The sequence below is a fragment of the Aeromonas sp. FDAARGOS 1409 genome (genome assembly GCF_019048705.1).
In the GTDB taxonomy this organism is placed as follows: domain Bacteria; phylum Pseudomonadota; class Gammaproteobacteria; order Enterobacterales; family Aeromonadaceae; genus Aeromonas; species Aeromonas sanarellii.
Window position 1 is genome coordinate 3523810 of record NZ_CP077395.1, and the last position, 24087, is coordinate 3547896.

The following is a 24087-nucleotide window of genomic DNA, read 5'->3' on the forward strand; positions in this document are numbered from 1 at the left end:
CCTCTCTCTTCATCTGCGGGGCTTGCCCTTACTTGACGCGCATGCCGGGCTGGGCACCGTCCTGGGGCTCCAGGATCCAGAGATCCTTGCCGCCCGGGCCGGCCGCTAGCACCATGCCCTCGGACATGCCGAAACGCATCTTGCGCGGTGCCAGGTTGGCGACCATCACGGTCAGCTTGCCTTCCAGATCTTCGGGATTGTAGGCGGACTTGATGCCGGCGAACACCTGGCGGGTCTCGCCCCCGATGTCGAGCTGCAGCTTCAGCAGCTTCTCCGCTTCCGGCACTGCTTCGGCCTTCTTGATCAGCGCCACCCGCAGGTCAATCTTGGCGAAGTCCTCGTAGGCGATGGTGTCGTTGATGGGGTCGTCCGCCAGGGGGCCGGTCACCTTCGGCGCCTGCTCCTTGGCGAGGTCTTCCTTTGAGGCCTCGATCATGGCGTCAATCTTGGCCGGCTCGATGCGGGAGAAGAGCGCCTTGAAGGGGGCGACGGTGTGGTCGACCAGGGGGGCGGCGATGCCGTCCCAGGAGAGCGTCTCACCCAGGAAGGCCTCGGCGCGCTCGGCGAGCTCGGGCATGACCGGCTTGAGGTAGGCCATCAGCACCCGGAACAGGTTGATGCCGACGGAGCAGACCGCCTGCAGCTCGGCATCCGCCCCTTCCTGCTTGGCGATGACCCAGGGAGCCTTGTCGTCCACGTAGCGGTTCGCCTTGTCGGCCAGCGCCATGATCTCGCGGATGGCGCGGCTGAACTCGCGGCTCTCGTAGGCCTCGGCGATGGCGGCGCTGGCGTTGGCAAACTCGGCGTAGAGCGCGGGCTCGGCGCAGGTGGCGGCCAGCTTGCCGTCGAAGCGCTTGGCGATAAAGCCGGCGTTACGGGAGGCCAGGTTGACCAGCTTGTTGACCACGTCGGCATTGACGCGGGAGACGAAGTCTTCCAGGTTCAGGTCCAGATCGTCGATGCGGCTGTTGAGCTTGGCGGCGTAGTAGTAACGCAGGCACTCGGGATCCAGATGATTGAGGTAGGTCGATGCCTTGATGAAGGTGCCCTTGGACTTGGACATCTTGGCGCCGTTGACGGTCACATAGCCGTGCACGTTGACCTTGGTCGGCTTGCGGAAACCCGCCCCTTCCAGCATGGCCGGCCAGAACAGGCAGTGGAAGTAGGCGATGTCCTTGCCGATGAAGTGGTAGAGCTCGGCATCGGAGTCTTTCTTCCAGTAGCTGTCGAAGTCGATGTCGCCGCGCTTGTTGCACAGGTTCTTGAACGAGGCCATGTAGCCGATGGGGGCATCCAGCCAGACGTAGAAATACTTGCCGGGGGCGCCCGGGATCTCGAAGCCGAAGTAGGGGGCGTCGCGGGTGATGTCCCACTGCTGCAGGCCGCTCTCGAACCACTCCTGCATCTTGTTGGCCATCTCTTCCTGGATGGCGCCGGAGCCGCGCACCCAGTCGGCGAGCCAGGCTTCGAACTGGGGCAGGTCGAAGAAGTAGTGCTCGGAGTCCTTCATCACCGGGGTCGCGCCGGAGACGGCGGATTTCGGGTCGATGAGCTCGGTCGGGCTGTAGGTGGCGCCACAGCTGTCGCAGTTGTCACCGTACTGGTCGGGGGACTTGCACTTGGGACAGGTGCCCTTGACGAAGCGGTCCGGCAGGAACATGGACTTTTCCGGATCGAACAGCTGGGAGATGGTGCGGATCTTGATCTTGCCGGACTCTTTGAGACGGCCATAGATCACGCCCGCCAGCTCGCGGTTCTCGTCGCTGTGGGTGGAGTGGTAGTTGTCGAAGCTGATGTTGAAGCCGGCGAAGTCGCTCTGATGCTCCTCGGAGACCGCCGCGATCATCGCCTCCGGGGTGATCCCCATCTGCTGTGCCTTGAGCATGATGGGGGTACCGTGGGCGTCGTCGGCGCAGACGAAATGCACCTGATGGCCACGCATTCGCTGATAACGAACCCAGATATCGGCCTGGATGTGTTCCAGCATGTGGCCAAGATGGATGGAGCCGTTGGCATAGGGGAGGGCGCAGGTTACCAGCATTCTACGAGGATCAGTTGCCATAATACGTTCTTTATGTGCCTGTTGGGATGATACAGTGCCGTGCATGTTACCCGAATTGGGGGCGGCCTGCCTAGGGTTGTGGCCCGCCGGGCACAGGCCGGCGGCATCGCTGGAACGTCGGCAAGCCACTGATTTGTGTGCGGTAACCGTTCACCTCAGCATAACGACAACATAATGGGGAGTTAATGGTGATTGATTCAGTAAAACTGATCCTGGCCGAATTTAAGCCGGCCGGGTGGGGCAAGGATCTGGTGGCAGCCGGTTTTGTGCGCACCATAGCGCATCAGGGGCAGACCCTGACCATCAAGCTGGTGCTGCCCTTTGCCGGCCAATCCCTGTTTGACGAGATAAAAGCCGCCTTCGATGCGCGGCTGCGCAGCGCCACGGGCGCGACCCGCATCGACTGGACGGGGGAGATCGACGTGGCCAGCATGCCGCGCGCCCAGCAGCTCGCGGCGGTGCAAGGCATTCGCAACATCCTGGTGGTCGCTTCCGGCAAGGGGGGGGTGGGCAAGTCCACCACCGCGGTCAACCTGGCGCTGGCGCTGCAAAAGGAGGGGGCGCGGGTCGCCATCCTGGATGCGGACATCTATGGCCCCTCCATTCCGACCATGACCGGGACCCTCAAGGAGCGTCCCGTCAGTTTCGATGGCAAGCTGATGGAGCCGGTGATGGCGTGCGGCCTCAAGAGCAACAGCATCGGTTATCTGGTGGCCGAGCAGGATGCCACCATCTGGCGCGGCCCCATGGCGAGTAAGGCACTCGGGCAGATCCTGCATGAGACCCGCTGGGGCGAGGTGGATTACCTGGTGGTGGACATGCCCCCCGGCACCGGTGACATCCAGCTGACCCTGGCCCAGCAGGTGCCGACCACGGCCGCCGTGATCGTCACCACGCCCCAGGACGTGGCGCTGGCGGATGCCCGCAAGGGGATCGCCATGTTCAACAAGGTCAATGTGCCGGTGCTCGGCATTGTCGAGAACATGAGCTACCACGTCTGCAGTGCTTGCGGTCATCACGAGGCGCTGTTCGGCACCGGTGGCGGAAAGAAGATGGCAGAGCAGTATCAAGTGGCGCTGCTTGGCCAGCTGCCGCTGCACATCGACATTCGCCAGCATATGGACGACGGTTGTCCGACCGTGTTCGGGGCGCCGGACGGAGAGCTGGCACAGGCCTATCTGAAGCTGGCCCGCCGGGTGGGGGCCGAGCTCTATTTCAGCGGTAAACCGATTGCGACCCCGCTCTACACGGTGGCGCTGGACGAATAATCGGCTGTCGGCCGTCACAGGCGGATTTGGGGTGGGCATGGCCCACCCTTTTTCATATAATGGATCGGTTTAAACAATCCCCAGTGCTCTTCTCTTTAGGTATTTTCAATGTCTGATACTCAACATTCCTGTGTGATCATCGGTATTGCTGGTGCATCCGCTTCCGGCAAGAGTCTTATCGCCCAAACCATCTATGAAGAGCTGGTGGCCGAGCTGGGGGCGGGTCAGATTGGTGTGATCACCGAGGATTGCTACTACCGTGATCAGACCCACCTGACCATGGAAGAGCGGGTCAAGACCAACTATGACCACCCCAATGCCCTGGATCACGATCTGCTGGTTGAGCATCTGACCCAGCTGATGCAGGGGGAGGCGGTCAATATCCCCCAGTACTCCTATACCGAGCACACGCGGATGAGTGACGTCACCGTCTTCGCGCCGCGCCGCGTCATCATTCTGGAAGGGATACTGCTGCTGACCGACAGCCGGTTGCGCGAGTTGATGGATGCCTCCATCTTCATGGACACCCCCCTCGACATCTGTCTGCTGCGCCGTCTGGTGCGCGACGTGCAGGAGCGCGGCCGTACCATGGACTCCGTGCTCAAGCAGTATCAGAAGACGGTGCGTCCCATGTTCATGCAGTTCATCGACCCGTCCAAGCAGTATGCCGACGTGATCGTGCCCCGTGGCGGCAAGAACCGCATCGCCATCGACATGCTCAAGGCGCGTATCCGCCACATGCTGATTGGTTGAGAGAAAACAAGCCGGGTGATGCCCGGCTTTTTTAAATGAATCATTTGTCAGGAGAGTCGCAGAATGCGTCTTTGTGATACCGATATCGAACGGCATCTGGATGAAGGCAAGATCGTCATCGAGCCGCGGCCCGGTGTTGAGCGGATCAGCGGCGTCAGCGTCGATGTGCTGCTTGGCAACGAGTTTCGGGTGTTTCGCGATCATACCGCGCCTTATATCGACCTCGGGGGTACCAGTGCCGAGATGGCCGATGCCATCGAGCGGGTGATGAGCGAGGAGATCCACGTGCCGGACGGCGAAGCCTTCTATCTGCACCCGGGTCAGCTGGCACTGGCGGTGACCTATGAATCCGTGACCCTGCCTGCCGACATCGTCGGCTGGCTGGATGGTCGCTCCTCCCTGGCCCGCCTGGGCCTCATGGTGCACGTCACCGCGCACCGCATCGATCCGGGCTGGTCCGGCCGCATCGTGCTGGAGTTCTACAACGGTGGCAAGTTGCCCCTGGCCCTGCGCCCCAAGATGAAGATAGGGGCGCTGAACTTCGAGATGCTCTCCGGCACCGCGGCTCGCCCGTACAACAAGCGGGAGAATGCCAAGTACAAGAGCCAGCAAGGGGCGGTGGCCAGCCGGATCAACCAGGACTGAGCTTGACGCCATTGCTTATATGACGCCATTGCTTATATAAGGAGGGTGCCGCGGCACCCTTTTTCTCACCCTGTGGCAGGTGACGGGAGGTATGAAGCGGCGTTCAGGCATGGGAGAGCTGCCACTGATAGCCCTGTTTGAACCTCGTTCACCGGGTTGCCACGGGCTTTAATTAATCGATGACAAGTCTCATTCCGTCAGGGCCTAAGACATTTTTTGACGGAATGCCCTTTTTTTTTCTTACTGAAATATTTCAACAACGGGTATGGCGCATCGAGCCTTCTGGCATAATCCGCCGCAACTCATAAACAGGTTCGTTTTTATGTTTGAAATGTTTAGTGGTTTGGGTTTGTGGTGGTCAATCGGTTTGGTATTGGCCGTTTTTTTTGTGCTGGCCTATGAGTTCATCAACGGCTTTCACGATACCGCCAACGCGGTAGCAACGGTTATCTATACCAAGGCGATGCCGGCCCATATGGCGGTAGTGGCTTCCGGGTTGTTCAATTTTGCCGGTGTCATGCTGGGTGGACTGGGGGTGGCCTATGCCATCGTTCATCTGCTGCCCATCGATCTGCTGCTCGGCATGGATTCCACCCAGGGCCTGATCATGGTCTTCTCCCTGCTGTTTTCAGCCATCGTCTGGAACCTGGGGACCTGGTACTTCGGCATTCCGGCGTCCAGCTCGCACACCCTGATCGGTTCCATCCTGGGGGTTGGCGGTGCCTATGCCCTGATCAGCCATCAACCTCTGAAAGAAGGCATCAACGTCGGCAAAGCCATCGACATCATGCTCTCTCTCATTATTTCTCCCACCGTGGGCTTCATCATCGCCGCCTTGCTGCTGTTCGCCATGAAGCGAGTCTGGCTGGGCAGCAAGATCCACAAGACCCCCGAAGAGCGCCTGCTGGTGGACGGCAAGAAGCATCCGCCGTTCTGGGCACGTCTGACCCTGGTGGCCTCCGCCATGGGCGTGAGCTTCGTGCACGGCTCCAACGACGGCCAGAAGGGTATTGGTCTGGTGATGCTGGTGCTGATCTGCATGGCCCCTGCCTATTTTGCTCTGGACATGAACAGCCGCTCCTACGATCTGGACCGTACCCAGGATGCCAACCAGCGCATCATGGAAATCTACCAGCGCAACCATGAGCAGGTCTCCCACCTGGTGAACTTCAGCGTACCGGCCCAGGCCCAGGAAGAGCTGATGACCCACTGTGAGGCCGGCGAGGCCCTGCAGGCCATGGCCACCCTCGACAATCGTCTCGGCCAGGTGCGCACCTACGAGGAGATGAGCCTGGTCGATCGCCGCGAGGTGCGTCGCCTGCTGCTGTGCATCGACGACACCGCGCGCAAGGTCTCCAAGCTGCCGCTGCCGGCCAAGGAGCTGACCGATCTCGCCAAATGGCGCAAGGATCTGACTGCGACCGCCGAATATGCACCGACCTGGGTCATTGTCTCCATCGCTCTGGCCCTGGGCTGCGGTACCATGGTGGGCTGGCGCCGTATCGTCTACACGGTAGGCGAGAAGATCGGTTCCTCCGGCATGACCTACAGCCAGGGGATCGCCGCCCAGATCACCGCCGCCGCCTCCATCGGCGTAGCCAGCTTGACCGGCATGCCGGTCTCCACCACCCATATCCTCTCCTCCGCGGTGGCGGGGACCATGGTGGCGAACAAGTCGGGCCTGCAGACCCAGACCATCAAGACCATACTGCTGGCCTGGGTGCTGACGCTGCCGCTGACCATGCTGCTCTCCGGCGGTCTGTTCCTGCTGAGCAACCATCTGTTTGGCGGCTGACCGCCAAGCATTCTCTCGAATAAGAAGGGCCTACGGGCCCTTTTTTCTTGGGTCAAGAAAGGGGATTAGCCAGATGGGGATGACTGGCAGGGTTCCTCGAGCCGGACAGGTGGCTTCCCAGGCTTTAGCCGCCGATCCTTGGCACGACATTCTGCTGGCGAGCGACCCTGTGAAGCCGGATCCTTGCAAGAAAGTGATGGCTGTATGCCTGACTCCTGTTGTTGTGGCCTTCTGATGGGCTTTTATATGCCATCAAACTAAATTTTTAATAAACCATATCTACACTCCATTACTCCTCTTATTCCATGGCCAACCCCTGTTTTGCAACCCTGGCAAGCCTTGGCCGACTCGAAAGCCGGGGAGGTGACACGTTCAGTAGATGGAGGGGGCGGACATATCGTATCCAGGGGCCTGGATGGACAGCCAAGACGCCCATACAGGGGAGATAAAGAGGGCATTCCAAAGGCGAACAGGGCTTATGGTTCGGGCATTTGCCCTGGACCTCTGTCCGGGCCATGGATGGCCAAGCTGGTTCAGTGGGATAAGCACGGGGGCTCAGGAGTGTCGAGTAGGATATCCAGGGTGAGAGTGCAATCAGAGGATGTGGGGTACCGAGGACTTCTACGCGACTCTGCCAGAAGGGCAAGTCGGGATCGTCGACAACGCTGGCACTCGCCCTGGTATTGAGAGCGGGCGCCATCACCATGATAAAAGGGGTAGGGATAGGGAGAGACAGATCGGCGCGCAAAAAAAGAGCCACACAGTGTGTGGCCCTTTGATCAGGTTAGCGAGTCCGCTCAGGGACGACCGGCCGGGCTGGTTGCCACGTTGCTGGCCGCGGTGCTGCCACCGTGACGACCCGAGGTCGTCACTGCGCTGCGCACCAGAGGTTCGTATTCAACCGGTGCGCGAGGCGCCGGTGTTGGGGCGGCCGCCGGTGTTGCCATGGGGGCAGAGGCCATGCGAGCACGGGCCAGCACGCCGGCACCCTTGCTCAGGGTCTTGGCCGCAGGTACGGCAACGGGCGCAGGCTGGGCCACCACAGCCTCGGGGGTTGTGACGACTTCGGCCTCAGCTGCTACAACTGGGGCCACCGGCTCGGCGGTAACGGCGGGGGCCGCTTCCACCTCGGCGACGACCTCGTTCATCACGGGTTCGGCAACGACGGCAGCACTGGGCTGGGCATCATCGGCCTGGACCACCACGTCGGCAACTACGGGGTCGGCAGTCACGACGTCAGCTGCTTCTTCGACCGCAGCTACTGCGACTACGGCTACGGCTGCCGGTTCAACCGCCCGCTCGGCAGTCTCGGTGACAGGTTTGACGGCCAAGGCGGCTTGTGCCTGCTCGGCAGCTTCTTCGGCAATGGCCTCGGCAACCACGTGCTCGGTCAGGGCGGCAGAGGCTTGCAGCGCTGCAGCCACGGCTTCCGCGCTCGGAATGGTGACGACAGGCACGGCAGGCTCTTCCACCTTGACCTGGGCCGCATCCGCCTGGGCGGCTGTGGTGAGTTGCACCTCGCCCTGAGGCTCGTCGTCACGCTGACCGCGTGCATCTTCGTTGATGCGCTTGCGACGCTGGCCTTCGATTCGCTGGCTGCGAGGCGTGCGACGGGAACGGCGCTGGCCTTCACCCTGCTCGTCCTGCTGCTCGACGGTTGCGGCTTGCACCACGGCGATATCGCCTGCCTGCTCGTCAACCGGCAGGGCAGGGGAGTCGGTTGCGGCGACATCGACGCGGATCTGCTTGCGCAGCTGACGACGTTCGCGGCGCTCGGCCACCTTCTGCTCTTTCTCCTGGCGCGGTTCGGCATCGACAGCGGTAATAGCAGCTTGGGTCTCTACCGCCTCAACCACGACCTCGGCACGGGGTTCACGGGGAGCGCGCGGCTCACGGGCCGGGCGCGGGGCGCGAGGTTCACGCTCCTGACGAGGCTCACGCTCCTGACGAGGCTCACGGGGCTCACGTTCCATGCGCTGTTCGCTGCGCACTTCACCACGGGCTTCCCGTTCCTGGCGCGGTTCCCGCTCTTGACGAGGCTCACGCTCTTTGCGCGGACGGCGATTGCGATCACCGCTCTCGCGGCTGGCTGTGCCTTCACGCTTCTCGCCGGCCTCGGCATTGCGACTGCCGCGGTTGTCGTCGCGACGGCCACGCTGGCCACGGCTGCGGGACTCATCACGCTGATGGCGATGGCCTTCGTCCTTGCGCGCGTCGCGCTGGGCGGCCGGTTTCTCGGCTGTCGCCTTGGTCTCGGCCGGAGCAGCCTCGGTGGAGGAGCCGAACAGACCGGAGAAGGCCTTGGCCAGCTTGCCAAAGAAGCCGCTTTGTTCTGCAACCGGAGCGGGAGCCGCAACAGGCGTCGGGGCGGCGACGGGGGCGACCGGCTGGGGAGCCGGGGCGAAGCCCTGCAACAGCGGCTGCTCGCGTTCGATCACCTGCGCCTGGCGAGGCTGATAGACCGGCTTGGCGATCTCGGTCTTGAGCTCGTAGCTGGCCGCTTCCGGGATCTCGTTCTGACGGATGCGGGTCACTTCGTAGTGCGGCGTTTCCAGATGCTGGTTCGGAATGATGTAGACACGCACATCATTGCGCTGCTCCAGATTGGCGATGGAGGTGCGCTTCTCGTTGAGCAGATAGGCGGCCACATCGACCGGCACCTGAGCGTGAACCTGCTCGGTGTTGTCCTTCATGGCCTCTTCTTCGATGAGACGCAGGATGGAGAGGGCGAGGGATTCGTTGTCACGGATGACCCCCTGACCCTGGCAACGGGGGCAGATATGGCTGCTGGACTCGTTGAGGGAGGGACGCAGGCGCTGGCGAGACATCTCCAGCAGACCAAAGCGGGAGATCCGGCCCAGCTGGATGCGGGCGCGGTCCTGGTGCACGGCTTCACGCAGACGGTTTTCCACCTCGCGCTGATGGCGCACCGGGGTCATGTCGATGAAGTCGATGACAATCAGGCCACCCAGGTCGCGCAGGCGCAGTTGACGGGCAATCTCGTCGGCCGCTTCCAGGTTGGTCTGCAGCGCTGTCTCTTCGATATCGCCGCCCTTGGTGGCGCGGGAGGAGTTGATATCGATGGAGGTCAGGGCCTCGGTCGGATCGATGACGATGCTGCCACCGGAGGGCAGACGCACTTCGCGCTGGAAGGCCGATTCGATCTGGCTCTCGATCTGGAAGTGGTTGAACAGGGCGACATCACCCTTGTACAGCTTCACGCGATTGAGGAAGTCGGGACGGACCAGCTCGATATGCGACTTGGCGCGTTCGAAGATGACCGGATTGTCGATCAGGATCTCGCCCACATCGCGACGCAGGTAGTCACGGATGGCGCGCACGATGACGTTGCTCTCCTGGTGGATCAACACCGGGGCGGAACGTTGTTGTGACGCCTTGTGGATGGAGTCCCAGTGGTTGAGCAGGACGTTCAGATCCCACTCCAGCTCTTCCGGAGACTTGCCTACACCGGCGGTACGCACGATGAGGCCCATGCCGTCCGGCACGGTCAGACCGCTCAGGGCTTCCTTCAACTCGGTCCGCTCGTCACCCTCGATGCGACGGGAGATACCGCCGGCACGGGGGTTGTTCGGCATCAGCACCAGGTAGCTGCCGGCCAGACTGATAAAGGTGGTGAGGGCCGCACCCTTGGTGCCACGCTCTTCCTTGTCGATCTGGACGATCACTTCCTGGCCTTCACGGACCACTTCTTTGATGTTGGGACGACCCTGATAGGAGTAACCGGAGGGGAAGTAATTGCGGGCGATTTCCTTCAACGGCAGGAAACCGTGGCGCTCGGCGCCATAGTCGACAAAAGCAGCTTCGAGACTGGGTTCTACGCGGGTGATTTTGCCCTTGTAAATGTTCGCTTTTTTCTGCTCATGCCCCGGACTTTCAATATCCAAATCGTAGAGCTGTTGTCCGTCAACCAGCGCTACGCGCAACTCCTCTTCCTGAGTCGCGTTGATTAGCATTCTTTTCATTGAGTTCTCATTATTTTGTCATTTTGATTCCTCCACAGGATCCTGCCGGCGCCGGCCTCGGGTCTTCAGCATGCTTGGACAACCTCCCGGTTGGGGTATGCATGAGGCGCAAACTAAGGGCACTCTGGTTCAGCCATCTCGAGAGGGCGTGAATTAAGGATACCGGTGTGGAGACAATTTACGTCGGCTCTGTTTGCGTTCTCCATGCGTTGTACCTCGCACCCGGGAACCGTCATGTTCTTGTATACACGGTGTTTCGGGATTGGGTGGCATACATTTTGGCCACTTAGTACAAGGCTTGAACACAATGACAAAACCTTGTTTATTATCCCATTTAAATCACTTTTATAGCAAGACGCCATTTTTTAACAAAGCATGCAGCCAAGGGCTGTCGGCGGTGTTAAAATCCGCGCCATGACACAGATACATCAACAAGTGCAGCTGCTCACCATCGAAGCTGAGCATGACGGGCAGCGCATCGACAATTTTCTCAAGACTCAGTTAAAGGGCGTCCCCAAGAGCCTGATCTATCGCATCCTTCGCAAAGGGGAGGTGCGCGTCAACAAGAAGCGCATCAAACCGGAATACAAGCTCTGTGCCGGCGACGAGGTGCGCGTGCCCCCCGTGCGCGTCGCCGAGAAGAACGAATTGCCCTCCGCCAACCTCGGCAGCATCCAGCGTCTGGAGAGCCAGATCCTGTTTGAAGACGACGCAATGATAGTGCTGAACAAGCCGTCCGGCATGGCGGTGCACGGTGGCAGCGGCTTGAGCTTTGGCGTCATCGAGGGGCTGCGCGCCCTGCGCCCGGAGGCCCGTTTCCTGGAGCTGGTACACCGACTCGATCGAGACACCTCCGGCGTGCTGCTGGTTGCCAAGAAGCGCAGTGCCCTGCGCAGCCTGCACGAGCAACTGCGGGTCAAGACCATGCGCAAGCAGTACCTGGCGCTGGTGCGTGGCCAGTGGCAACCCCACGTCAAGGTGGTCAATGCGCCGCTGCGCAAGAACGATCTGCAATCTGGCGAGCGGGTGGTGCGGGTCAGCAGCGATGGCAAGCCCTCCGAGACCCGTTTCCGGATTGCCCGCCAGTTTGCCGAGGCGACCCTGGTGGAGTGCAGCCCGATCACCGGCCGGACCCACCAGATCCGTGTCCACACCCAGCACGCCGGCCACCCCATCGCCTGCGATGACAAGTACGGTGAGGCCGCGTTCGATGAAAAGATGAGAGGGCAGGGGCTAAAGCGTCTGTTCCTGCACGCCTGGAAGCTTACTTTCACGCACCCGGTGGATGATCGGGAGATGCAGGTGGAAGCGCCATTGTCACCGGAGCTTGAGGCGTTCCTCGCCAAGCTGCCACGCTGACACGAATGAAAAACGGGAGCCTTGGCTCCCGTTTTTCATCGTTGGCGCAGCCCTTGTCTCAAGGCAGATGAAGTCCATGCAATGCCAGCAGGTCGATCAGGCCGATGAGGGGAAGACCGACAAGGGCGTTGGGATCGCGCCCCTCCAAGGCCTTGAACAGCACTATGCCCATCCCTTCGCACTTGAAGCTGCCGGCACAATCCAGAGGACGTTCGGCTTCCACATAGCGGCGGATGGCGGCCTCGCCGAGGGAGCGAAAATGCACGGTAAAGGGTTCGACGAGCTGCTCGACATGGCCGTTGGCGGCATTGACGACACACAACCCGGTATGAAAGGTGACGCTCCTGCCCTGGGCCAGCATCAACTGCGCCACCGCATTCTCCACCGTGCCAGGCTTGCCGAGAATGCGCCCGTCGCAGACACACACCTGATCCGATCCGATGATCAACCCCTGATCATGCTGACGTGCTATGGCGCTCGCCTTGGCATGGGCCAGCCGGCGGACCAGGGTGTCTGCCGTTTCCCCGGGTCGAGGGGTCTCGTCCACCTCGGGTGAGGCACACTGAAACCGCAGGCCAAGTTTTTCCAGCAGCGCCTTGCGATAGCGAGAGGTGGAGGCGAGGATCAAGGGCGTTTGCATCTTCTGATGATATCCATTTATAAATCAATTGCTTGATTCTATCTGTGCGAACAGGGCTGCGCAAATTGCGTCGATCATCTGCCTGCCTCTGAGTGGGCGACTCAGGATCCGGGCTGGAAGCAGGCGTCCCGGCGGCTGACAATGACATAGAGCGATACGATGAGGCCGAGGGAGATGGCAAGATACGCGGTACTGGCCCTGATGCTGCTTTCTTTCGCAGGCTGGGGGGAGGGGTGGCAATTGCGGCCGGGGAAGGAGGGGATCCTGCTCTGGACCCAGGCTCGTCCCCCGTCGCCCTTTCTGGCGCTGCGTCTGGAGATGCAGGTCAATGCGGATCCCGCCGCACTGCTGAAGGTGCTGCGCAACACGGCGCGCCACCAGGAGTGGCTGCCCCGGAGCCGCGAAGTCAGGTTGCTGGCAAGGTCCGGTCCCGACGATGATCTGGTGTACACCCGATTGTCTGCCCCCTGGCCGGTTCAGGACAGGGAGTTGATCACTCGCTCCCATCTGAGCAGGGGAGCCGATTGCGGGCTGACGCTCGAGGTCTGGGCCGAGCCCAATGCGCTGCCAGTGCGGGCCGGGCGATTCCGGATCCAGGAAAGCTCGGGTCGGTGGGAGGCGCAGCCCAGGCCGGATGGCACCACCCTGATCAGACTCGAGACCTATACCAACCCGGGCAGCAACCTGCCGGGCTGGCTGGCCAATCCCATGGCCATCAAGGGAGCCCTTGAGAGTTTTCAGGCCATCCGCCGGCTGATGGAAGAGCAACCCAGGGTGGTGAATCCGCAGCACCTGCTCAGCGCCAGCCAGCGCTGCCCGCCACTTTCGGAGTAAGAGTGTGCCCCTATATCCTGTCTGGGAGGTGGTGAGGATCCTGTGCGGGATCCTGCGGTTTATGGCATAATCGGCCACCGATGAGCGCAAGTTCCTCCCCGCAGGGGCCTGTGCAGTTAAAATCATCGGCGGTAAGGACTTTTTCCTTTGACTATCCCTTGTTGGACCTATAATATTCGCGCCCTATGCAAAAGGTGAAGTTGCCCGTTAAGGTTGATCCAGTCCGTAATGCCTTGAAGCTACTCGACTATGTCGGGATAGTGGAAAAGTCGCAGATGCCCAGGCTGGAGGAATCAACCGAAGGCTTGCGAAGTGATGTGGATGTCACCCTGCACTTTGGCAAAGATGTCCAGAAGTTGACTGTTATGAAAGGCACTGCCCATGCCAAGGTCGACCTGGTTTGCCAGCGTTGTGGAGAGACATTCGAACACCTTTGTGAAGCTAGTTTTATCTACACTCCGCTGTTCGAAAGGACAAACGAGGAAGAACTGCCGGAAGCTTATGAGCCCATTGAGTTGGACGAAAACGGCGAGATAGATCTTCATCAAATCCTGGAGGATGAGCTCATCCTCTCGTTGCCTCAGGTGGCCATGCATCCAGTGGATGTCTGCCCGCGAGGAAACATGGAGATGACCTGGGGTGAAATCGAACCTGCTGATGAGCGGCCGAATCCCTTTGCAGTTCTTGAAGCGCTCAAACGTAAGTGAATTTTAGGAGTTAGCCTACCATGGCCGTACAACAGAACCGTAAAACCCGCGCCAAGCGTGGCATGCGTCGTTCCCACGATGCACTGACCACCGCAGCCCTGACTGTTGATCAGACCAGTGGCGAAATTCATCGTCGTCACCACGTGACTGCCGATGGTTTCTACCGCGGTAAAAAGGTAATCGCTTAAGGATTGCCTTTGTCTACGCAAACTGTCGCGCTAGACATAATGGGGGGAGATATCGGCCCCTCGGAAACAGTGCCTGCCGCCGTGCAGGCACTGTCTCTTCTGCCCCAGCTACGTCTTGTCTTGGTCGGTGATCAACACCAGACCGCTCCTCTGTTGCAGCAACACGGTTTGCTCAACCATCCCCGGGTCCGTCTCGTGCATGCCTCCCAGGTCGTGGGTATGGGCGAAAAGCCGATCGTGGCGCTGCGTACCCTGAAAGACTCCTCCATGCGCGTGACCCTGGATCTGGTCAAGAGCGGCGACGCCGATGCCTGCGTCAGTGCCGGCAACACCGGTGCTCTGATGGCCATGGCCAAGTGCGTGCTCAAGTCCTTGCCCGGCGTCGACAGACCCGCCCTCATCAAGGCGCTGCCGACCGTGAATGGCAAGCGCACCGTGATGCTGGATCTGGGGGCGAACGTGAGCTGCGATGCCGATACCTTGCTGCAATTTGCGGTGATGGGGGCCGTGGTCGCCGAAAAGGTCGAAGGGATCCCTTTCCCCCGGGTGGCGCTGCTCAACGTGGGGGAGGAGGAGATCAAGGGCAACGACCTGGTTCGCCACAGCGCGGAGCTGCTGCGCCAGTGCAACGCCCTCAATTTCGCCGGTTTCATCGAGGGTGACAGGATCTTCAGCGGCGACTGTGACGTCATCGTCTGCGACGGTTTCGTGGGCAACGTGGCGCTCAAGACCGCCGAGGGCGTGGTGCGGATGATGGCCGAACTGGCCGGATATCCGCGCAAAAAGCGCAGTTTTCTTGGTCGACTCGCCGGATTTATGTTCAAACGGCGTTTTTCTTACCTGAACCCCGACCAGTATAATGGCGCGAGTCTGTTAGGATTGCGCGGCATTGTGGTAAAAAGCCATGGGCGGGCCGAGCGCCGCGCTCTGTGTCATGCGATTCTGCTGGCCGCACAAGAAGCCAAACACCAACTTCCGTTGCACATTGCAGATCGCCTTGAATCTGTCTTTTCCGACAGGGATTAATAAAACTCTATGCATAGCAAAATTCTGGGTACTGGCAGTTATCTGCCGAGTTCGGTCCGTACCAACGCCGATCTTGAGCAGATGGTTGAAACCAGTGACGAATGGATCGTGGAACGCACCGGGATCCGTGAACGCCGCATCGCGGGCAGCGACGAAACCGTCGCGACCCTCTCTCACCAGGCGGCCTTGCGGGCGCTGGACGCCGCGGGTCTGACCGCGGCGGATCTGGACATGATAGTGCTGGCGACCACCAGTGCGGAGAATGCCTTCCCTGCCGCCGCCTGCGAACTGCAGGGGCTGCTCGAGGTGCCGGGGATCCCGGCCTTTGACGTCGCGGCTGCCTGCGCCGGCTTTACCTATGCCCTCGCCATCGCCGATCAGTTCGTCAAGTCCGGCGCCGCCCGCCACGTACTGGTCGTGGGCGCCGACGTGCTCTCACGCATGTGTGATCCCGAGGATCGCGGCACCATCATCCTGTTCGGGGATGGGGCAGGGGCCGTGGTCATCGGCGCCAGCGAGACGCCGGGGATCCTCTCCACCCACCTGCATGCAGATGGCCGTTACGGGGAGCTGCTCAAGCTGCCGCAACCCCGTCGTGGCATGCCGGGGGCCGAGCTCGAAGCCTACATGTACATGAAGGGGAACGACGTCTTCAAGGTGGCGGTCACTCGCCTGAGCGAAATCGTCACCGAAACCCTGGCCGCCGCCGACATCGAGCCGAGCGAGCTGGACTGGCTGGTGCCCCATCAGGCCAACTTCCGCATCATCAACGCCACCGCCAAGAAACTCGGCATGGGGCTCGACAAGGTGATCCTGACCCTGGATCGTCACGGCAACACTTCCGCGGCCTCCGTGCCCATCGCCTTCGATGAAGGGGTGCGTGACGGCCGCATCAAACCCGGCCAGCTGGTCCTGCTGGAAGCCTTCGGCGGCGGTTTTGCCTGGGGCTCTGCGCTGGTTCGCCTCTGATACCGAGCGGCGTCTGACTCCGGGCGCCCGCTTACCGAATTCGTCTTACCTTAAAGGAATCAATGATGACCCGATTTGCCATTGCCTTCCCGGGACAAGGCTCCCAGAGCGTCGGCATGCTGGCCGAACTGGCCGAGCAACACGCCGTGATTAAAGAGACCTTCGCCGAGGCGAGCCAGGTGCTGGGCTATGACCTGTTTGCCCTGGTCATGGAAGGGCCGGCCGAGGATCTGAACAAGACTTGGCGCACCCAGCCCGCACTGCTGACCGCCTCTGTCGCCCTGTGGCGCCTGTGGCAGCAGCAGGGCGGGGCAACTCCCGCCGTGATGGCCGGCCACAGCCTGGGGGAATACTCCGCCCTGGTGTGCAGCGGCGCACTGGCGTTTTCCGATGCGGTCAAGCTGGTCGAGCTGCGTGGTCTGGCCATGCAGGAAGCCGTGCCGGAAGGCACCGGTGCCATGGCAGCCATCATCGGGCTGGACAATGACAGCATCGCCGCCAACTGCGAGAAAGCCGCGCAAGGTCAGGTGGTCTCTCCGGTCAACTTCAACTCCCCGGGCCAGGTGGTCATCGCCGGTCACAAAGAGGCCGTCGAGCGCGCCAACGTGCTGATGAAGGAGTCGGGCGCCAAGCGTGCGCTGCCGCTGCCGGTCTCCGTGCCGTCTCACTGCGCGCTGATGAAACCGGCCGCCGAAAAGCTGGCCGCCGCCCTGGATGGGATCGAGATCAAGGTTCCCGCCATCGCCGTCATCAATAATGTCGACGTATCCTGTGAGCAGGATCCGGCCGCCATCAAGCAGGCCCTGGTGCGCCAGCTGTTCAGCCCGGTTCGCTGGACCGAGACGGTCGAGCGCATGGCCAACGACGGCATTACCCTCGAGATCGAGATGGGGCCGGGCAAGGTGCTGACTGGCTTGGCCAAGCGCATCGATGCGCGGGTGGAAGGCATTCACGCCAACGACGCAGCCTCGTTCGAGCAGGCACTGGCCCAGATCAAGTAAACAGGAGCAAGTCATGAGTTTTACCGATAAGGTTGTGTTGGTCACCGGTGCCAGTCGTGGCATCGGTCGTGCGATTGCCGAGACGTTTGCTGCCCGTGGTGCGAAAGTGGTGGGCACGGCGACCAGCGAGAGCGGTGCCGAGGCCATCAGCGCCTATCTGGGCGAGCAGGGCTGTGGCATGGCACTGAACGTGACCAGCCAGGAATCCATCGAGACTGTCTTTGCCGCCATCAAGGAACGCTTCGGTGACATCGACATCCTGATCAACAACGCTGGCATTACCCGCGACAACCTGTTGATGCGGATGAAGGATGACGAGTGGAACGAGATCATCGATACCAATCTGACCTCTCTCTATCGTCTGAGCAAACCGGTGCTGCGTGCCATGATGAAGAAGCGCAACGGTCGCATCATCAGCATCGGCTCCGTGGTCGGTACCATGGGCAATGCCGGTCAGGTCAACTATGCTGCTGCCAAGGCAGGTCTGGTCGGCTTCACCAAGTCGCTGGCCCGTGAAGTGGCGTCCCGTGGCATCACGGTGAACGCGGTTGCTCCCGGTTTCATCGAGACCGACATGACCAAGGCGCTCAACGAAGAACAGCGCGCCGGCATCATGAACCAGGTGCCTGCCGCCCGTTTGGGCGATCCGAAGGAAATTGCTGCCGCTGTGGTATTCTTGGCATCGGATGATGCCGCCTATATCACCGGCGAAACCCTGCATGTTAATGGCGGGATGTACATGGTGTAATCAATTTGTCGTGAGTTCTGTTCAAATTTGCGATAATACGCCGAAGTTTGGCGAATTTCGTGGTTTGACCAGCGGCAAGTCACTTGCAAACTCACGTCAATTGAATACACTACCCCAACCAGACGCAATAGCGTATTTTTAAAGGAAAATTCAGGTCATGAGCAACATCGAAGAACGCGTAAAGAAAATCATCATCGAACAACTGGGTGTTAAAGAAGAAGACGTGAAGAACGCTGCTTCCTTCGTCGACGACCTGGGCGCTGACTCTTTGGATACCGTTGAACTGGTAATGGCGCTGGAAGAAGAATTCGATACCGAAATTCCTGATGAAGAAGCCGAGAAGATCACCACTGTTCAAGCGGCTATCGACTACATCACCGCTAATCAGGAATAAGTTCCTGTTCTGAAGGAAGCGGCCCAAGGGCCGCTTCTTTTATGTTTACCCCTTTCAAAACACCTCTCGGAGACTACCTCAGTGTCAAAACGCAGAGTCGTGGTGACCGGCTTGGGGATGCTTTCCCCGGTGGGCAACACTGCCGAATCCAGCTGGCAAGCCCTGCTCAAGGGGCAGAGCGGCATTTCCCTCATCGACCATTTTGATGCCAGCGAGTATGCGACCCGTTTCGCCGGCCTGGTCAAAGATTTCGACCCCGAAGCGTTCGGCATCAACCGCAAAGAAGCCCGCAAGATGGATCTCTTCATCCAGTACGGCGTGGCGGCGGGCGTGCAGGCCCTGGACGATGCCGGCCTGGCCATCACCGAAGAAAACGCGGAGCGGGTTGGCGTCGCCATCGGTTCCGGCATCGGCGGCCTGGGTCTCATCGAGCAGAACCACAGCAGCCTCGTCAACGGCGGCCCCCGCAAGCTGAGCCCCTTCTTCGTGCCGTCCACCATCATCAATATGGTGTCCGGTCATCTCTCCATTATGAAAGGCCTGCAGGGTCCGAACATCGCCGTCACCACCGCCTGTACCACGGGTACCCATGCCATCGGCATGGCAGGCCGGATGATCGCCTACGGTGACGCGGACGTGATGGTCGCCGGCGGTGCCGAGAAGGCCTCCACCCCCATGGGCATGGGTGGCTTTGCCGCTGCCAAGGCGCTCTCCACCCGCAACGACGAGCCGATCAAGGCGAGCCGTCCCTGGGACAAGGATCGCGACGGCTTCGTGCTGGGTGACGGTGCCGGCGTACTGGTGCTGGAAGAGTACGAACACGCCAAGGCCCGCGGTGCCAAGATCTACGCCGAACTGGTCGGTTTTGGCATGAGTGGCGACGCCTATCACATGACGGCGCCGCCTTCTGACGGTGACGGTGGCGCGCGCGCCATGAAGAACGCCATCAAGGATGCCGGCATCGCGCCCGAGCAGGTGGGTTACATCAACGCCCACGGCACCTCCACCCCCCTCGGCGATGTGGCCGAGCTGCGCGGCATGAAGAAGGTGTTTGGCGAACATGCCAAGTCCCTGATGGTCAGCTCCACCAAGTCCATGACAGGCCACCTGCTGGGGGCGGCGGGCGCCATCGAGGCGATCATTACCGTGCTCTCCCTGCGCGACCAGATGGTGGCCCCCACCATCAACCTGGACAACCCGGATGAGGAGTGCGATCTGGATCTGGTGCCCCATGTGGCCAAGGCAGGCCAGTTCGAGTATGCCCTGTCCAATTCCTTCGGGTTTGGCGGCACCAATGGCTCCCTGATCTTCAAACGCGTATAATTCGCCTTGGGCGAACCATGAGGCCCGATACCCAGTATCGGGCCTTTTTTATCGGAGGGATCCCCTTGCTGATTAATGGAATAGCGACAGAAAGCCTCAGCGCCAGGGATCGTGGTCTGGCGTATGGTGACGGTCATTTCACCACCATGCTGGTGAAAGCAGGGGAGGTGGTCTGGTGGCCGGCGCACCTGGCCAGGTTGCAGCATGCCAACGCCAGGCTCGGCCTTGCCGAACAACCCTGGGATGCCCTTGCCGCCGAGGTGGCGCAAATGGCGGCAGGACAGACGCAGGCTGTCGTCAAGGTCGTACTGACCCGAGGCGTTGGCGGACGGGGTTATGACAGCGGCGGCTGCGATGCACCGACCCGCATCGTCTCCCTCGCCCCCTACCCGGAGCATTATCCTGGCTGGCAGCAGCACGGCATCGCGGCCCTGGTCTGTCAGCAGCCGCTCGGTGAGGCCCCCATGCTGGCGGGCCTCAAGACGCTGGGGCGCCTCGAACAAGTGATGCTGAAACGCGAACTTGCGGCGCGCGGCGGGGTCGAAGGTATAGTCTTGAACAGCCGGGGATTTCTGGTAGAAGGGGTCAGCGCAAATCTGTTTTGGCGTCGCGGCAGGACGGTGTTCACGCCGGATCTATCCCGCGCCGGGATCGATGGCATCATGCGCAAGCGAGTGATGACGATGCTTAAACAGATGGGCATTGAACTGCGTGTCGTGGAGGCTCCGCTGGAGTCGCTGTGGCAGGCCGAAGAAGTATGGTTGACCAATACCCTGATGGGTATAGTGCCGATCACCAGCATCGGGGAGGTGCACTATCCCAGCCCGGTATTGATCCGCCGTTTACAGGAGCGTTTGGTCATTGAAGTTTAATCGGCTCTACACCCTGCTCGCGGGGGCGGCCCTGACCGTTGCCGCCGCGGGGGGGTATGTATATTACAAATGGCAGCAGGTGGAGACGCTCACCAACAAGGGGCCGACCCGCCTCTTTACCGTCGAGAAAGGCGCCCACGCGGCGCGCCTGATTGCCGAGCTGGGGGAGGGGGAAACCAGTCCCTGGGCGGTGCGGCTCTGGCTGCGCGGCCATCCTGAACTGGTGGCCATCAAGTCAGGCACTTACGAGATCAAGGAAGGGGCCCCGCTCAAGGAGACCCTCTCCCTGTTCGCCTCCGGCAAGGAGTTTCACTTCAGCCTGACCTTTGTCGAGGGTTCCCGTTTCGAAGACTGGCTGAAGCAGCTCTCCAGCGCCCCCTATCTGGAGCGCCTCACCGTGGAGCAGAGCGAGGCGGATCTGGCCCAGGAGCTCGGCATCGAGAATGGCAAGCTGGAGGGCTGGTTCCTGCCGGAAACCTACGCCTATACCACCCATGCCAGCGACATCTCCATCCTGCGCCGCGCCTACCAGGACATGAAAGCCTTCCTGGACGCATCCTGGGAGAAGCGTCAGGCCAATCTGCCCTACAAGACCCCCTATGAGGCGCTCATCATGGCCTCCATCATAGAGAAAGAGACGGGTCAGCCGGATGAACGGGCCCAGATCGCCTCTGTGTTCGTCAATCGCCTGCGCCTCGGCATGAAGCTGCAGACCGATCCCACCGTCATCTACGGGGTGAAAGACAGGTACGACGGCAATATTCGCCGCAGCGATCTGACCGACGTGAACCCCTACAACACCTATGTGATCGATGGCCTGCCGCCTACCCCTATCGCCATGCCGGGCAAGGCGTCCATCGAGGCGGCCCTCAATCCCAAGTCGACCGACTATCTCTACTTCGTCGCCAAGGGAGGCGGGGCCCACTATTTCTCCAAGACCCTCGATGAACACAATCGGGCGGTACGCGAATACATATTGAAGAAGCCCTAATGTCTAAATTTATCGTGATTGAAGGATTGGAAGGGGCAGGGAAGAGCTCCGCTGTGCGCTACGTGACCGACTATCTGCGGGCCCACGGTATCGAGCGCATCGAGTGCACCCGCGAGCCGGGCGGCACACCGCTGGCGGAGCGGATGCGCGCCATCGTCAAGGAGGTGCACGACGAGCGTCTGACCGTCGAGGCCGAGCTGCTGCTGATGTACGCCTCCCGGGTCCAGCTGGTCGAGACCCGCATCAAGCCGGCGCTGGCCGAGGGGATCTGGGTGGTGGGGGACAGGCACGATCTCTCCTCCCAGGCTTACCAAGGTGGCGGGCGCGGCATTGATGCCAATCTCATCGGAGCCATCAAGCGGGCGGTGCTCGGCGACTTCAAGCCGGACCTGACCCTCTATCTCGACATCGATCCCGCCATCGGTCTGCAGCGGGCCCGCCACCGCGGCGAGCTGGACAGGATCGAGCTGGAGCAGCTCAGCTTCTTCGAGCGCACGCGCGCCCGCTATCTGGAACTTGCGGCAAAGGATGACAGCATTCTGGTGATCGATGCCGGCCAGACGCCGGACCGGGTCAAGGCGGCCATCGAGACCGCGCTGGATCACTACCTCGCAAGCGAGGGGCTATGCATCCCTGGCTGATCCCGGACTGGCATGCCCTGAGCCAGACGGCCCAGGCCGGACGGCTCGGGCACGCCTGGCTGCTGCTCGGGGATCCCGGCCTTGGCAAGGAGCTGCTGGCCGATCGCCTGGCCCGACTGCACCTGTGCCAGCAACCGCAACGGGGCGAGCCCTGCGGCCAGTGTCACTCCTGCCAGTTGTTCGAGAAGGGCCATCACCCGGATCTCGGCACCCTGGGGCCTGAGGGCAAGACCATAGGGGTCGAGGCCATCCGCGAGCTCTGCAGCCGCTTGCAGAGCACGGCCAAGCTCGGCCGCGGCAAGGTGGTGATCATTGAAGATGCCGAGCGCATGACCGAATCCGCCGCCAACGCCTTGCTGAAGACCCTGGAGGAGCCGGCGGGTGACAGCCTCTTGCTGCTTATCGCCTCCCAGATCTCCCGTTTGTTGCCCACCATTCTCAGCCGTTGTCACAAGCATGTCTGCCGGTTGCCGGCGGAGGGTGAGATCCTGGCCTGGCTGGCACAACAGGGGTATCAGGCTACCCAGGCTCAGGTGCGGATCTGCCAGGGAGCGCCGCTGCGGGTGCTGCGCTATATCGAGGAGCAGCAGGACGCTGCCCGCCGGGAGCTGCTGGAGAGTTTCGTCTCCCTGTCGCAGACGCCGACCCGGGCGACCAGCGTCTGCGCCCAGTTGGCGGAGGACTGCCAGGTCAGGCTGCACTGGCTGCAGCTCTTCCTATGCGATGCGCTCAAGACCCAGGCGGGCTGTGGCCATCACCAGCTGGCGATGCCGGATCTGGCGACCCTCAGCCAGCAACTGGCCGAGCGTCACGGCAGCGAGCGGCTGCTCGAGGCGGAGCAGCAACTCGTCGCGCTCAAGGAGGCCTGTCAGCCGGGTCAGCTCTCCAATCCCACCATTCATCTGATGAACTGGCTCCACCGCTGGTTATGAACAAGGTTGTCTATGTTACTCGTTGATTCCCATTGCCACCTCGATCGCCTGAGCTATGGCAACAAGCAGACCGACATGGCCGATGTGCTGGCCAAGGCGGCAAAACAGGATGTGGGATATTTTCTCTGCGTGAGCGTGACCCAGGCGCAGTTTCCGACCATGCTGGCCGCCATCGCGCCCTATCCCCAGGTGTTTGCCTCCTGCGGGGTGCATCCCCTCAATCAGGATCCCGGCGTGGATGGTGAACTGCTGCTGACCCAGGCTGCCGATGAAAGGGTGGTGGCCATTGGTGAAACCGGGCTCGACTACTTCTACTCCCCGGAGAACAAGGAGGTGCAGCAGGCCTCCTTCCGGGAACATATCCGGGTGGCGCGGGCGCTGAACAAGCCCCTCATCATCCACACCCGGGATGCCCAGGAGGATACCCTGCAGATCATGCGGGAGGAGGGGGCCAGCCAGGTGGGCGGCGTGTTCCACTGCTTCACCGAGTCCCTCGAGATGGCACAGGCCGCGATGGAAATGGGGTTCTATATCTCCATTTCAGGGATAGCCACCTTCAAGAATGCCGCAGCCTTGCAGGAGGTGGTCAAGGCGTTGCCCCTGGAGCGCCTGCTGGTCGAGACGGATTCCCCTTACCTTGCCCCCGTTCCCCACAGGGGGAGGGAAAACGAACCGGCTTTCGTTCGGGACGTTGCCCAGTTTATCGCCGATCTGCGCCAGATCCCCCTCGCCGAGCTGGCCGAGGCCACCAGCAACAATTTCTTCGAATTATTCAAGCTGGCGAAGAAATAATCATAAACAGCCCCGAATATCGGGGCTGTTTATTTCAAATCATTACTGCAACACCCCTCAATAATACCAATAGGCCACATCGTTATCTCTCACAAATACTCTCCGATGGGATAGCTACCTGAATAACAATATACCCGGTATCAAATTTGCCGATGAAATGAGAG

At 61.1% G+C, this 24087-nt stretch carries 22 protein-coding genes; 19 read left to right on the forward strand and 3 right to left on the reverse strand.

The features are described from left to right. Nucleotides 1-28: 28 nt before the first annotated feature. Nucleotides 29-2062 (reverse strand): methionine--tRNA ligase, encoded by a 2034-nt coding sequence (gene metG / locus I6L39_RS16490; RefSeq protein ID WP_216990263.1) that lies wholly within the window; start codon nucleotides 2060-2062, stop codon nucleotides 29-31. A 185-nt stretch (nucleotides 2063-2247) separates the two neighbouring features. Here metG and apbC point away from each other — a divergent pair, with 185 nt between their 5' ends. The 4 genes from apbC (at nucleotide 2248) to I6L39_RS16510 (ending at nucleotide 6523) form a co-directional block, all read left to right on the forward strand. Further along, nucleotides 2248-3330, forward strand: coding sequence for an iron-sulfur cluster carrier protein ApbC (apbC, locus tag I6L39_RS16495; protein ID WP_216990264.1), 1083 nt, complete (start codon nucleotides 2248-2250; stop codon nucleotides 3328-3330). A gap of 108 nt (nucleotides 3331-3438) precedes the next feature. After that, complete coding sequence (gene udk / locus I6L39_RS16500; RefSeq protein ID WP_042076317.1) at nucleotides 3439-4083, forward strand: uridine kinase; 645 nt, start codon at nucleotides 3439-3441, stop codon at nucleotides 4081-4083. Nucleotides 4084-4146: 63 nt separating this feature from the next. Next, entirely contained in the window at nucleotides 4147-4728 is a 582-nt protein-coding gene (gene dcd / locus I6L39_RS16505; protein ID WP_010674732.1) for a dCTP deaminase, read from the forward strand. A 322-nt stretch (nucleotides 4729-5050) separates the two neighbouring features. Continuing rightward, nucleotides 5051-6523, forward strand: coding sequence for an inorganic phosphate transporter (locus I6L39_RS16510; RefSeq protein WP_209792311.1), 1473 nt, complete (start codon nucleotides 5051-5053; stop codon nucleotides 6521-6523). A gap of 797 nt (nucleotides 6524-7320) precedes the next feature. Here the strand turns inward: I6L39_RS16510 and rne are convergent. After that, nucleotides 7321-10506 (reverse strand): ribonuclease E, encoded by a 3186-nt coding sequence (gene rne / locus I6L39_RS16515; protein WP_216990265.1) that lies wholly within the window; start codon nucleotides 10504-10506, stop codon nucleotides 7321-7323. 414 nt (nucleotides 10507-10920) lie between these two features. Between rne and rluC the strand changes: the two genes are divergently transcribed. Continuing rightward, nucleotides 10921-11865: a 23S rRNA pseudouridine(955/2504/2580) synthase RluC gene (rluC, locus tag I6L39_RS16520; protein WP_216990266.1), complete on the forward strand. Its 945-nt coding sequence runs from the start codon at nucleotides 10921-10923 to the stop codon at nucleotides 11863-11865. Nucleotides 11866-11923: 58 nt separating this feature from the next. Here the strand turns inward: rluC and I6L39_RS16525 are convergent, their stop codons facing one another. Beyond that, on the reverse strand, nucleotides 11924-12505 hold the full coding sequence (locus I6L39_RS16525) for a nucleoside triphosphate pyrophosphatase (RefSeq protein ID WP_216990267.1): 582 nt from the start codon (nucleotides 12503-12505) through the stop codon (nucleotides 11924-11926). 174 nt (nucleotides 12506-12679) lie between these two features. Here I6L39_RS16525 and I6L39_RS16530 point away from each other — a divergent pair, with 174 nt between their 5' ends. The 14 genes from I6L39_RS16530 (at nucleotide 12680) to I6L39_RS16595 (ending at nucleotide 23923) form a co-directional block, all read left to right on the forward strand. After that, complete coding sequence (locus I6L39_RS16530; protein ID WP_216990268.1) at nucleotides 12680-13339, forward strand: START domain-containing protein; 660 nt, start codon at nucleotides 12680-12682, stop codon at nucleotides 13337-13339. Nucleotides 13340-13524: 185 nt separating this feature from the next. After that, nucleotides 13525-14046, forward strand: a complete 522-nt coding sequence (gene yceD, locus I6L39_RS16535) for a 23S rRNA accumulation protein YceD (RefSeq protein WP_029314532.1) — start codon at nucleotides 13525-13527, stop codon at nucleotides 14044-14046. Nucleotides 14047-14066: 20 nt separating this feature from the next. After that, entirely contained in the window at nucleotides 14067-14234 is a 168-nt protein-coding gene (rpmF, locus tag I6L39_RS16540; RefSeq protein ID WP_005300935.1) for a 50S ribosomal protein L32, read from the forward strand. 9 nt (nucleotides 14235-14243) lie between these two features. Beyond that, a complete protein-coding gene (plsX, locus tag I6L39_RS16545) occupies nucleotides 14244-15260 on the forward strand; it encodes a phosphate acyltransferase PlsX (RefSeq protein ID WP_216990269.1) in 1017 nt (338 codons plus the stop codon). Nucleotides 15261-15269: 9 nt separating this feature from the next. Then, a complete protein-coding gene (locus tag I6L39_RS16550; RefSeq protein ID WP_042076307.1) occupies nucleotides 15270-16229 on the forward strand; it encodes a beta-ketoacyl-ACP synthase III in 960 nt (319 codons plus the stop codon). Between the two features lie 65 nt (nucleotides 16230-16294). Continuing rightward, complete coding sequence (fabD, locus tag I6L39_RS16555) at nucleotides 16295-17230, forward strand: ACP S-malonyltransferase (protein WP_209792327.1); 936 nt, start codon at nucleotides 16295-16297, stop codon at nucleotides 17228-17230. Nucleotides 17231-17243: 13 nt separating this feature from the next. Further along, the gene (gene fabG, locus I6L39_RS16560; RefSeq protein ID WP_216990270.1) at nucleotides 17244-17978 is read left to right on the forward strand and encodes a 3-oxoacyl-ACP reductase FabG; all 735 of its coding nucleotides are present in this window, start codon (nucleotides 17244-17246) and stop codon (nucleotides 17976-17978) included. Nucleotides 17979-18135: 157 nt separating this feature from the next. Then, a complete protein-coding gene (acpP, locus tag I6L39_RS16565; RefSeq protein WP_005300909.1) occupies nucleotides 18136-18372 on the forward strand; it encodes an acyl carrier protein in 237 nt (78 codons plus the stop codon). 81 nt (nucleotides 18373-18453) lie between these two features. Then, nucleotides 18454-19695, forward strand: a complete 1242-nt coding sequence (fabF, locus tag I6L39_RS16570) for a beta-ketoacyl-ACP synthase II (RefSeq protein ID WP_216990271.1) — start codon at nucleotides 18454-18456, stop codon at nucleotides 19693-19695. Nucleotides 19696-19712: 17 nt separating this feature from the next. Continuing rightward, complete coding sequence (gene pabC / locus I6L39_RS16575; RefSeq protein WP_216990272.1) at nucleotides 19713-20567, forward strand: aminodeoxychorismate lyase; 855 nt, start codon at nucleotides 19713-19715, stop codon at nucleotides 20565-20567. Beyond that, a complete protein-coding gene (gene mltG / locus I6L39_RS16580; RefSeq protein ID WP_042076299.1) occupies nucleotides 20557-21558 on the forward strand; it encodes an endolytic transglycosylase MltG in 1002 nt (333 codons plus the stop codon). Before pabC ends, mltG begins: the two co-directional genes overlap by 11 nt. Next, the gene (gene tmk / locus I6L39_RS16585; RefSeq protein ID WP_042076298.1) at nucleotides 21558-22199 is read left to right on the forward strand and encodes a dTMP kinase; all 642 of its coding nucleotides are present in this window, start codon (nucleotides 21558-21560) and stop codon (nucleotides 22197-22199) included. The genes mltG and tmk overlap by 1 nt, the downstream gene beginning before the upstream one ends. Next, on the forward strand, nucleotides 22184-23131 hold the full coding sequence (gene holB / locus I6L39_RS16590) for a DNA polymerase III subunit delta' (protein ID WP_216990273.1): 948 nt from the start codon (nucleotides 22184-22186) through the stop codon (nucleotides 23129-23131). The genes tmk and holB overlap by 16 nt, the downstream gene beginning before the upstream one ends. A gap of 12 nt (nucleotides 23132-23143) precedes the next feature. Continuing rightward, nucleotides 23144-23923 carry a TatD family hydrolase gene (locus I6L39_RS16595; protein ID WP_216990274.1) on the forward strand — a complete coding sequence of 260 codons (780 nt, stop codon included), beginning with the start codon at nucleotides 23144-23146 and terminating at the stop codon, nucleotides 23921-23923. Nucleotides 23924-24087: the final 164 nt, after the last annotated feature.

Coding starts and splice junctions, on each gene's coding strand:
- metG (WP_216990263.1), bottom strand. CDS start 2,062: ATGGCAACTGATCCTCGTAGAATGCTGGTAACCTGCGCCCTCCCCTAT.
- apbC (WP_216990264.1), top strand. CDS start 2,248: ATGGTGATTGATTCAGTAAAACTGATCCTGGCCGAATTTAAGCCGGCC.
- udk (WP_042076317.1), top strand. CDS start 3,439: ATGTCTGATACTCAACATTCCTGTGTGATCATCGGTATTGCTGGTGCA.
- dcd (WP_010674732.1), top strand. CDS start 4,147: ATGCGTCTTTGTGATACCGATATCGAACGGCATCTGGATGAAGGCAAG.
- I6L39_RS16510 (WP_209792311.1), top strand. CDS start 5,051: ATGTTTGAAATGTTTAGTGGTTTGGGTTTGTGGTGGTCAATCGGTTTG.
- rne (WP_216990265.1), bottom strand. CDS start 10,506: ATGAAAAGAATGCTAATCAACGCGACTCAGGAAGAGGAGTTGCGCGTA.
- rluC (WP_216990266.1), top strand. CDS start 10,921: ATGACACAGATACATCAACAAGTGCAGCTGCTCACCATCGAAGCTGAG.
- I6L39_RS16525 (WP_216990267.1), bottom strand. CDS start 12,505: ATGCAAACGCCCTTGATCCTCGCCTCCACCTCTCGCTATCGCAAGGCG.
- I6L39_RS16530 (WP_216990268.1), top strand. CDS start 12,680: ATGGCAAGATACGCGGTACTGGCCCTGATGCTGCTTTCTTTCGCAGGC.
- yceD (WP_029314532.1), top strand. CDS start 13,525: ATGCAAAAGGTGAAGTTGCCCGTTAAGGTTGATCCAGTCCGTAATGCC.
- rpmF (WP_005300935.1), top strand. CDS start 14,067: ATGGCCGTACAACAGAACCGTAAAACCCGCGCCAAGCGTGGCATGCGT.
- I6L39_RS16550 (WP_042076307.1), top strand. CDS start 15,270: ATGCATAGCAAAATTCTGGGTACTGGCAGTTATCTGCCGAGTTCGGTC.
- fabD (WP_209792327.1), top strand. CDS start 16,295: ATGACCCGATTTGCCATTGCCTTCCCGGGACAAGGCTCCCAGAGCGTC.
- fabG (WP_216990270.1), top strand. CDS start 17,244: ATGAGTTTTACCGATAAGGTTGTGTTGGTCACCGGTGCCAGTCGTGGC.
- acpP (WP_005300909.1), top strand. CDS start 18,136: ATGAGCAACATCGAAGAACGCGTAAAGAAAATCATCATCGAACAACTG.
- pabC (WP_216990272.1), top strand. CDS start 19,713: ATGAGGCCCGATACCCAGTATCGGGCCTTTTTTATCGGAGGGATCCCC.
- tmk (WP_042076298.1), top strand. CDS start 21,558: ATGTCTAAATTTATCGTGATTGAAGGATTGGAAGGGGCAGGGAAGAGC.
- holB (WP_216990273.1), top strand. CDS start 22,184: ATGCATCCCTGGCTGATCCCGGACTGGCATGCCCTGAGCCAGACGGCC.
- I6L39_RS16595 (WP_216990274.1), top strand. CDS start 23,144: ATGTTACTCGTTGATTCCCATTGCCACCTCGATCGCCTGAGCTATGGC.